Below are 9,398 nucleotides of genomic sequence, written 5' to 3'. Positions count from 1 at the left end.
ACCCCTAAATATATACAATTAAAATTTAATATATGAAGTTAAATACAATAAATTAATTAATGTAATATTATCCAAAACAGTAAATGGACTTTTACTTTTCTTTAGTGTTGTCAAATTTAATTCTGTGGAATTATTCCAGTAGGCTCCGCCTAAAAATCTGGGCGACTATGGAATATATTGAATAATATTAACAGGTAATTATATGAAAATATAATTTTTATATTTGTACGAAATCTAGGTAATTAGAAATTTTTTAAAGGTACATACGTAAAATCGCTATGCATTCTAACAAATAATACCTTACATAACTAATTTTATACTTTTAGTTGATATGTTGTTTACTAGGTGATATTATATTAATATACCTATATGTAGTTTTCAAAACCGCATATCGAATTACTTTATAAGGAGGATTTATTTTGGAAAAAATAGCTTTAATCTCAGATAGTACATGTGATTTAAATAAAGAAACTATAAACACCTATGATATAAAAATACTTAACTTAAAAATAATTTATAAAGACAGAGAATATATTGATAGAGTAGATATAACTCCTCAACAAGTATACGATAACTTAAAAATAGAAGTACCTCATACATCCTTGCCCTCTCTAGAAGATATGCATAATCTTTTTTATAAACTTGAAGATGAAGGATATACTCATGCTATTGTAATTCCTATAGGTTCTGGGTTATCTGGCACTTATAATACATTACGACTAGCAGCAAGTGAACATTCTAATTTAAATATAACAGTTTTTGACTCAAAATCTTTGACTCTTGGATGTGGTGCTCTTGTAAAAGATTGTGGTGAAATGATAAAGAATGGTAAGAGTTATGAGGAAATTGTCTCAGCTCTCCCATTACTTAGAGATAATATTAGTGTTTACTATATAGTTGATACTTTAGAATACTTAATAAAAGGTGGAAGAATCGGAAAAGTTTCTGGTATGTTTGGACAATTATTAGATATTAAACCAATAATCTCTATAAATAGCGATGGTGTTTATTATACCTATGCTAAAGTAAGAGGAAAAAAACAAGCAAAAAATAAACTTATGGAAATAATTCAAAACACTTTAAATACATCTAAATCAAAAATTTGGGTAATGCATGGTGGGGCTTATGAAGAAGGTAAAAAATTCTATGAAGATTTAAAAAACAACCCAAATATAACACATATAGGCTTTGGAGATATAAGTCCAGTTGCTGGTGTTCATACAGGCCCTGGACTTCTAGGCGTAGTTATTGAAAAAGAGTCTCTTGTTTAAGGGACTCTTTTTTACTAGTGTATAATCTATTACCAATCACTTCTTATGATTTTGAAATTAATATACATCATCTTAATCTTGTAACAGTACACATACATATATCATATAATTTATAGGAGAATAAATTTCTTTGGAGGTTTTTAATGTATAATTGTTGTTACCCCTACATGCCATATATGAATATATATGATAACGATGAAGATTTAGAAGAAATGTATCCTAGAATTTATCACGTAATTTATCCCATGATTAAAATGCATTGTGATAAAATGGAAAGAAGATATGGTTGGATGTATTCTCCAACAGAAAAAGACATGGATGATATTTGTAAGGATATATATGAAAATATTAAAGATTATCTAGATGAACTTGATGACGATGATAATAATCATTACAATAGACAGCGCCCTTATGGTAGAAGAGGAGATATAAATGATTTAATAAGAATACTATTCCTTAGAGAACTATCAGGGCGACGTAGAAGACGTAGAAGGCGTAGAAGACGTAGAAGACCATATTACGGATATTGGTACTAACAATTAGTAAAAAATATTGATTTATTATATCTCTAATTCTAAAAGCAAAGATAGGATATATTATATATGTATATCCTATCTTTTATGGTATTAATGCACATTTTTTGTATTATTAAAATTTCCACATTTTTATTTTTTTTCAATATTACTATTCCTATTTTCATCATATTTATGTATCTTACTAGAATTATTGTCATCTATATTTTTTAATTCACTGCTAGAAACAGATTCACCATTTTCGTCATATACAACATAACGAGTACTCAACTCTTGTCCATTGGTTTTACACATATTCTTAAGCCACTCAAATGTAGCTGGTTCTGTACTAAGCGCTTTTTCAATATCTTCAGCTAACTTTTGGTTTTTTGACATCTTCTCTACTAACTTTGGAGAAAGGTTAACAGTTAATTGAGTTCCAGATCCTACTTTTTCTGTAGTCATATTAAATTTAATGTTTGGGAATTTCTTGCAAAGGTCCTTGAAATATTTGCCTGTTGAATCAAGATTATTATTAATTTCTAGTGTCATACTCAATCTCACTCCTTTTTAAGTAAAATCTAAAAATTACTTATTTGAATTTACATAAGCGTATACTTCTCTACTTATATATTCTATATATTATAATTATTTGTTACAAAAAACAATTAAAATGTATTTTTAATTATTAAAATTTTTAATAATTTTTATTTTATTTATATAAATTGTCACTATAGTGTGTTATCGTATAGACACATGTAAACTTTACACATTATATAATAACCTATTAAAATAAAATGCTTCTTAATCCTCTATTGTCTATCTTCATCCCAATGATGTTTCTATAAAACTACATTAAAAAATTAGTTAATAAACTCACTTTTCTCACCTACATGATATAAAACTAATTGATGTAGTGCTCTAGTACAAGCTATATAAAGCAACCTTTTATCAAAATCACTTTTATAATTTTCTTTTGAGACATTATACACAAGCACTACATCAAACTCTAAACCTTTTGCTAAATAAGAAGGTACTACTAGCACCGAATTTTTATTTTCATAACTTTCCCTGTTCAAAACTTTTACATCAATAGTATCACTTAGTTTACCCTGTATATGCTCTGCTTCTTTTTCACTCTTACATATTATGCCTATTGACTTATAGCCCATTTTGTAAAACTTGATTACATCTTCACAAATAGATTGGTTCATTTTACTTAAATTGTCCATAAATTTAACTTTAGGAGTCGCCTCATGCCTTTCAAAATATAAAAACTCCTGTTTATTGCTAAGCAATTTTTGATTAAAAGCACTAATTTCAAAAGATGACCTATAACTTTTGTTTAATGTAAGCTTTACGGACTTTGTTTTGTAAAGTATATCTTCTACATAATCATATAAATTTTTATCTCCATGCTTTTCAAGCGTCTGATTAAAATCCCCCATTATAGTATATCTTGCATTTTTAAATAAAAGCTTAAAAATATGATAATGTATTGGATAATAATCTTGTGCTTCGTCTATTACTACTTGCTTAATTTCAGGATATTCTTCGCTGAGACCTAGCTTAAGCTTAATATATAAAAGTGAAGCAGAATCCTCATAGGATATATAACCTAAATTAAGTTTTTTGTTTGTTTCAGATATAATTCCATCTATATTTTTCGGTAATTTTATACCTTTAGATAATCTAAAAAATAGATTTTTATCACTAAAAAGTAATTTGTATAAATTCATATAATTTACCTCAGTGAAGCTATGAATATATTTCATAAGCTTATTAGCTTCCTTAATTGATATTAGCCTACTGAAAGATTTTATCTCAAGCATATGAGTTTCTGTAGTTCTCTCCACAACCTTCTCAATCATTTCAAGCCTTTTCTTTCTTAATGGATAAATCTTATTTAATATCATTTTTTCTATTCTTTTTAGTCTTTTAACTATAGGCATATTAATTTTATTATCAAGAAATATGCTCTTTAGCTCCTGACTTGTTTCAATTATTTCACCATTATAGTACACATCCTTAAACGGAATTAATTTTCTTTCATAATACTTAAGTAGTCTATCAAGTATTTCTACAAAATCATCTGATCCCTTAAATTTTATACTTTCAAGTTTTATATTAAATTGCTTACTTCCCTGAAGAGTTATAAGGCTTTCCATCTGTTCTTGCCTTTTCTCACCTTCAACAAAATCATCAAAAATTAGTTGTTCTACATTTTCTTCACCAAGTTCTGGAAGTACATTAGAAATATACTTACTAAATATGGAGTTTGGAGAAATTATTATAATATTATTTATATCTAATTTTGAATTTAAACCTTCATAAAGTAAAAATGCTATCCTATGAAGTGCAATAGAAGTTTTTCCACTTCCTGCAACACCTTGCACAATTAAAAGATCATTCTCAATATCCCTTATGATGATATCCTGTTCTTTTTGTATAGTTTCAACTATGTTTTTCATTTTAGTAGAAGAGTTTCTACCCAGTACTTCCTGAAGTATCTCATCATTTATTTTTATATTACTATCAAAAAAATATTTAATCTTTGAGTCTTTAATTTTATACTGCCTTTTTAATAAAACATCACCATAAATCACACCTGATGGAGATCTATAAAATCCTTTTCCTAACTCATTTCTGTAAAATATACTTGATATGGGTGCTCGCCAGTCATAAACATAAATGTCATCGGTTTTTATGTCCATTAAATTATATAAACCAACATAAATCTTCTCTGTCTTATTAAAACCATCTTCAATGAAATCAAATCTTCCAAAGTAAGGGGATTTAAGCAATTTATTATATCTATGAACTCTTTTTTCTGTACTTATATAATCTCTTGTTTCCATGTTGACTTCATTTAGATATTGATTCATTTCTGGTATTCCATCAAAATCTTCCGAAGAGTGTGCACTTTCCTCCCACATCTCTTTTCTTGAAGCTATAACCTTACTCAATCTTTTATTTAAAACCTCTTTTTCTTTTTCAAGTTCGGATTCAATAATTGATAAAGTTTTTTCAAGATACATTAATTCCTCTTTCTGATTTTCTTTAAAATTACTCATCTAACCACTCTCCCATATTTTTTAAAATTCTTGACATCATTATTTGGTTATGATATAATTATTGTGTAAATAGATAATATGTGATAAAATTGTTATAATTGTGTACAAAATTCAATTATATCCTTAATATATAATTTTGTAAAGATTAAATATAAATAAAAGCTGAGAATTTAACTACGATTCTCAGCTTTTATTTATATCTTTTTCAATTCATCGAATTAAGTTTTTATAATATATTAATTTACATTTTTTACATACCGACTTAGGATTTCTAAATAAATTAAAGTTATAATATATCATATTGTAAAACTAAATTTCATCCAAGGCTCTAAATAATCAAGAAGAAATATTTCTTCATCTACTATTCTACCTACAACATTAGTCTTCCCAGAATTCTTCATATCTTTAAGAGCAATTTGTAATTCCCCTGCATATCTCTTATATAATGAGGACTCTATTAATATATCTCCTCTTTTTATATCTACAGCATTAAATAATTCAAAATTATGGCCTTTATATTTAACTCTGCTTTGAGTTGATCTTACAAGGTAATCAGATACATCTCCTCTATTAAAATGAAATTCGTCAAGAACTATTTTTTTATCAACATCTGGAATATTCTCTGCAAGATTAACTTTAAATTCTAGCATGTCTTTATTAATTTTACTTAAAGCTTTAAGTTCTTCCTCTGAAGCAAATGCGTTAGCAATAATAACGTCATCTATGAGTCCAGTAGCAAATAAATGTTTAGCTTGAACTTCTATAGGTAATTCTCTATGCATCTCTAAAGTACATAATCCTTCTGACACAGGCCATGGTCCATACTCTGCATTTTTTGAATTTACAAATGCTGCTGTTCTTATTCCTAAATCCTTAAACTGTTTACTACACTTTATAAAATGTTTGTAGCTTAATCCTGTATATCTATGTGGATAGAAGTTATGACATCCTAATATGTTTTCTAAATTAGGTTTACATGATAAAACACTATCTATATATTTTGTACCATTACTCATATTTAGCTCTACTTTTATACCATATTTGTTAAAAGACATTATAGATTCTTCAATTCCACTAAATCCTAGGTCTAATCTTATGCCATAAAGACCCATTTCATTAAAAATTGATAAATCTGAATAAGAGGTTTTAAATCTTGTAAACACACTTGGTTCAACGTCTGCTACAACTTCCATTCCATTCTTATTAGCAAACTTAACTATATCTTCAAATTTTTTAATTAGTTCATCTATCTCCATGTCTTCTGAAGATATTAAACATGTAAAAATTCTTTTAAATCCATATTTAGCTGCAAGAGCTATATAATCCTTTATTCTTTCGCTATCTGAATTTGATGGATATATAGATATTCCTAACTTTTTCATATAATCTCCTCCAAACTTTATCTTTATTTTAAATACATATAATAAGCTGCCTTAGTTGATGAAATATCTTCTTGAACTATTTCTATATTTTTTAGATTAGATAACAAATATTCATCAAAAGCTTGTCTTAGAACCTTGGAATTTTCTATAACACTTCCCTTTATTCCTATAATACATTTGTTATTAAAATTTAATCTGTTATAGACTCTTTCTGTAGTTATTGCAAGTAGTTTTCCCTCCTCTTTTAATATGGATATTGCATTTTCTTCTCCTTCTTCTGATAACTTTGATATCAAAGTAGTTAAAGAAGCTATTTTATCTTTTGTAGAAGAGTAAACAATTCCTACAATATCATCAACACTTTCTATATTTAACTCTTTAAGAATTTCTTTATGTAATTTGCTTTTTTCCAAATTACATTCTTTCTCATAAATCATCTTTTTAAATGCCTTTATAGCGATAGAATATCCACTACCTTCATCGCCTAATAAGTGTCCCCATCCACCACATCTCTCTTTAATATTATCTTGAATTCCTATACAAATAGAACCAGTTCCAGCTATAGTAAGTATACCATCTTCTCCCTTTAAAACAGCCTTTAATGCTAATTCTCCATCGTTTATGACAACTACATCTATATCAAATTTTTCTGTTACGCTTTTATATATTATATCTGCATTATCACCTACCTCCATTCCTGCTGCTCCTACATATATCTTTTTTAATCCTTCTTTGCCTAATCTACTTATACAATTTCCTATAGCCTCTAGTATGTTGTTTATAGCTTCATCCTTTTTTAATACTAAATTTCCAAATCCAGTAACTGACATCGTCAATTGTTTTCCACTTAAATCATAAGCTATTGCTTCTGTCTTTGTTCCACCAGCATCTACGCCTATTACATAATCCATACTTCAACCCCCTGTAGCATAAATAAGACTCTAACAAATATCCTTTATCAGATCTCTAACCCTTATAATCCCCCCCAAAGTGGAAGTTAAAAATGGTACGACCCTGGATAAGGATTTCTAGGAGTAAAACTCCTTAGAAATCTATTTATTAGAGCCTTATTGTATAATTTTATAACCTCATATAAAGTTCAACTAATTCATTAGCAAGATCTTTTAATGTCATAGTAGTCATCAAGTGATCTTGTGCATGAATTAATAATAGTGATATTTCAGCCTTATTACCTTTAGCCTCTTCTTGAATTAAATTAGTTTGGTAATTGTGAGCATGCCCTAACTCTTCGTTAGACTGTTCTATAGACTTTTTAGCTTTATCAAATTCACCTTTTTTCGCATATTGTATTGCTTCCATTGCACAACTTCTAGCTTCTCCACTGTGTGTTATAATGTTAAGTATCATTTCTTCCATGCTGAAAATTCACTCCTGTTCTTATTTATTTTGAGAAATACCATTCTGTACTTTTACTGTTTTTTCTTTATTTCTATTCTTTTTATCCTCCATTTTTTCTCCTAAAGATATAAATGGAATATATATTACTACTGATATGAAAAGATTAAACGCTGCAAGTAAAGCTCCTTTTATAGAACCTGTTACTATAAATCCTCCAATAATAGGTGGAGTTTGCCAAGGCATTAAAGCTATTGTTTTTGGTACTAATCCTGTTGCCATTGCGAAATAAGTTATTATAGTTAAAATTATAGGTATTAATATAAATGGTATTACTAACCAAGCATTTAATACAATAGGCAATCCAAACATCATTGGTTCATTTATATTGAATATACCTGGTGCTGCTGATAGATTTGCAACCATCCTCTTTTCTTTTCTCTTTGAAGATATATATATTGCTATTACTAAACCTATAGTTGCTCCAGCTCCACCTAAGTGTACAAAAGCATCGAAAAACGGACTAGTAACTATATGTGGTAACTTTTCAGCTCCAGCTTGGAATGCTTTTATATTTTGTTCAGCATTTGTAAGATAAACTGTATTAAATACAGGTGCTAGTATATTTGTACCATGAAGACCAAAGAACCATAACACATGAACTAAAAGTGATATTACTATAGCTGATCCTAATGAATCTGCGAATCCCATTAAAGGTGCTTGTATTGCATCATATATAAGTTGATGAGCACTTCCAACTCCAGTGCCAGATAATATACATTGGAAAATAGCCCATATTACAAGTACTATTATTCCAGGGAACAAAGCTGCAAAAGATCTACTAACTGCTGGTGGAACTCCATCTGGCATTTTTATTACTAACTTAGGATTTTTCATAAGTCTTACAAAAATTTCAGTAGTTATAAGTGCAACAAATAATGCAACAAATAATCCTGTAGCTCCCATAAATCCACGTGGTATTGACTCTGGATCTTTTAAAGAAGGTGCATACAACATAAACAAACTTGCAAAAGATACCATAGCCGATGATAATGCATCCGCATCGTAAGATTTAGCTAAATTATAACTTACAGTACAAACTATTAATAATGACATTAGTCCAATTGTTCCATTTGAGAGATTCCCCCCAAAATTAGTCCAACCTTTTCCAAATATACCTATCATAAAATTTTGATAACTTTTAATAGGAAAAGAATTAATTAAAACTCCTAATGATCCAGCAATAATTAATGGCATAATAACTGCAAAACCATCTCTTATAGCCACCAAATGCCTCTGAGCACCTATTTTTCCAGCTACAGGCACAAAATGTTTTTCAAGAAAATCAATTAGCTTTTGCATAAATATACCTCCTTATATTTTTTCATAATTAATTGATATAACCTTTATTTATTATTAATTAAATCTAATGCATATTTTAAAACTTTTTCGCCATTCATGGTTCCATAATCTACACTATTTATAACCTCCACTTTTGCTCCAGTTGATTTTGCTTGATCCCTTATCTTACCTAATAAAAATTTTACTTGAGGTCCTAACAAAATCACATCTACGCCATCAATATGGTTTTTTAAGTCTGCTTCTGAAACAGCATTTATTTTAGCATCCACTTCAAGTCTTACAGCTGCTGTATTCATTTTTGTTACCAATAAACTGGTAGACATTCCTGCGGTACATACTAATAAAATATTTTTCATTTACAATTCCTCCTTTTTTTAATGTTTTTAGTAAATGTTTACATATATTCTATAGCAAATTGCATGCCACTTTTTATATGTGTAA

The 9,398-nt window shown here is 28.2% G+C and carries 9 protein-coding genes; 2 read left to right on the top strand and 7 right to left on the bottom strand.

Features of this window, described 5'->3' with window-relative positions; translation table 11 throughout:
* The first annotated feature begins 419 nt into the window (after positions 1-419).
* Complete coding sequence (locus OW729_RS15050; RefSeq protein ID WP_268062374.1) at positions 420-1,271, top strand: DegV family protein; 852 nt, start codon at positions 420-422, stop codon at positions 1,269-1,271.
* Between the two features lie 143 nt (positions 1,272-1,414).
* A complete protein-coding gene (locus tag OW729_RS15045) occupies positions 1,415-1,807 on the top strand; it encodes a hypothetical protein (RefSeq protein WP_268062373.1) in 393 nt (130 codons plus the stop codon).
* A gap of 129 nt (positions 1,808-1,936) precedes the next feature.
* Here OW729_RS15045 and OW729_RS15040 read toward each other — a convergent pair whose 3' ends face one another.
* The 7 genes from OW729_RS15040 to OW729_RS15010 form a co-directional block, all read right to left on the bottom strand.
* Positions 1,937-2,335, bottom strand: coding sequence for a DUF6033 family protein (locus OW729_RS15040; protein WP_268062372.1), 399 nt, complete (start codon positions 2,333-2,335; stop codon positions 1,937-1,939).
* A gap of 311 nt (positions 2,336-2,646) precedes the next feature.
* Positions 2,647-4,857 carry a HelD family protein gene (locus OW729_RS15035; protein ID WP_268062371.1) on the bottom strand — a complete coding sequence of 737 codons (2,211 nt, stop codon included), beginning with the start codon at positions 4,855-4,857 and terminating at the stop codon, positions 2,647-2,649.
* Between the two features lie 296 nt (positions 4,858-5,153).
* A complete protein-coding gene (locus OW729_RS15030) occupies positions 5,154-6,239 on the bottom strand; it encodes a DUF871 domain-containing protein (RefSeq protein WP_268062370.1) in 1,086 nt (361 codons plus the stop codon).
* A 23-nt stretch (positions 6,240-6,262) separates the two neighbouring features.
* Positions 6,263-7,150: a BadF/BadG/BcrA/BcrD ATPase family protein gene (locus OW729_RS15025; protein WP_268062369.1), complete on the bottom strand. Its 888-nt coding sequence runs from the start codon at positions 7,148-7,150 to the stop codon at positions 6,263-6,265.
* A 169-nt stretch (positions 7,151-7,319) separates the two neighbouring features.
* On the bottom strand, positions 7,320-7,616 hold the full coding sequence (locus OW729_RS15020; RefSeq protein WP_268062368.1) for a PTS lactose/cellobiose transporter subunit IIA: 297 nt from the start codon (positions 7,614-7,616) through the stop codon (positions 7,320-7,322).
* A 21-nt stretch (positions 7,617-7,637) separates the two neighbouring features.
* Positions 7,638-8,957 carry a PTS sugar transporter subunit IIC gene (locus tag OW729_RS15015; protein ID WP_268062367.1) on the bottom strand — a complete coding sequence of 440 codons (1,320 nt, stop codon included), beginning with the start codon at positions 8,955-8,957 and terminating at the stop codon, positions 7,638-7,640.
* A 44-nt stretch (positions 8,958-9,001) separates the two neighbouring features.
* The gene (locus tag OW729_RS15010; RefSeq protein WP_268062366.1) at positions 9,002-9,313 is read right to left on the bottom strand and encodes a PTS sugar transporter subunit IIB; all 312 of its coding nucleotides are present in this window, start codon (positions 9,311-9,313) and stop codon (positions 9,002-9,004) included.
* Between the last annotated feature and the right edge of the window lie 85 nt (positions 9,314-9,398).

It is taken from the genome of Clostridium brassicae (genome assembly GCF_026738875.1).
Lineage (GTDB): Bacteria > Bacillota > Clostridia > Clostridiales > Clostridiaceae > Clostridium_H > Clostridium_H brassicae.
This window is presented reverse-complemented; position numbering and strand designations above follow the sequence as displayed.

What these genes read in the sequence shown, in the direction of transcription:
- OW729_RS15045 (WP_268062373.1), top strand. Translation starts at nt 1,415, where the DNA reads ATGTATAATTGTTGTTACCCCTACATGCCATATATGAATATATATGAT.
- OW729_RS15040 (WP_268062372.1), bottom strand. Translation starts at nt 2,335, where the DNA reads ATGACACTAGAAATTAATAATAATCTTGATTCAACAGGCAAATATTTC.
- OW729_RS15035 (WP_268062371.1), bottom strand. Translation starts at nt 4,857, where the DNA reads ATGAGTAATTTTAAAGAAAATCAGAAAGAGGAATTAATGTATCTTGAA.
- OW729_RS15030 (WP_268062370.1), bottom strand. Translation starts at nt 6,239, where the DNA reads ATGAAAAAGTTAGGAATATCTATATATCCATCAAATTCAGATAGCGAA.
- OW729_RS15025 (WP_268062369.1), bottom strand. Translation starts at nt 7,150, where the DNA reads ATGGATTATGTAATAGGCGTAGATGCTGGTGGAACAAAGACAGAAGCA.
- OW729_RS15020 (WP_268062368.1), bottom strand. Translation starts at nt 7,616, where the DNA reads ATGGAAGAAATGATACTTAACATTATAACACACAGTGGAGAAGCTAGA.
- OW729_RS15015 (WP_268062367.1), bottom strand. Translation starts at nt 8,957, where the DNA reads ATGCAAAAGCTAATTGATTTTCTTGAAAAACATTTTGTGCCTGTAGCT.
- OW729_RS15010 (WP_268062366.1), bottom strand. Translation starts at nt 9,313, where the DNA reads ATGAAAAATATTTTATTAGTATGTACCGCAGGAATGTCTACCAGTTTA.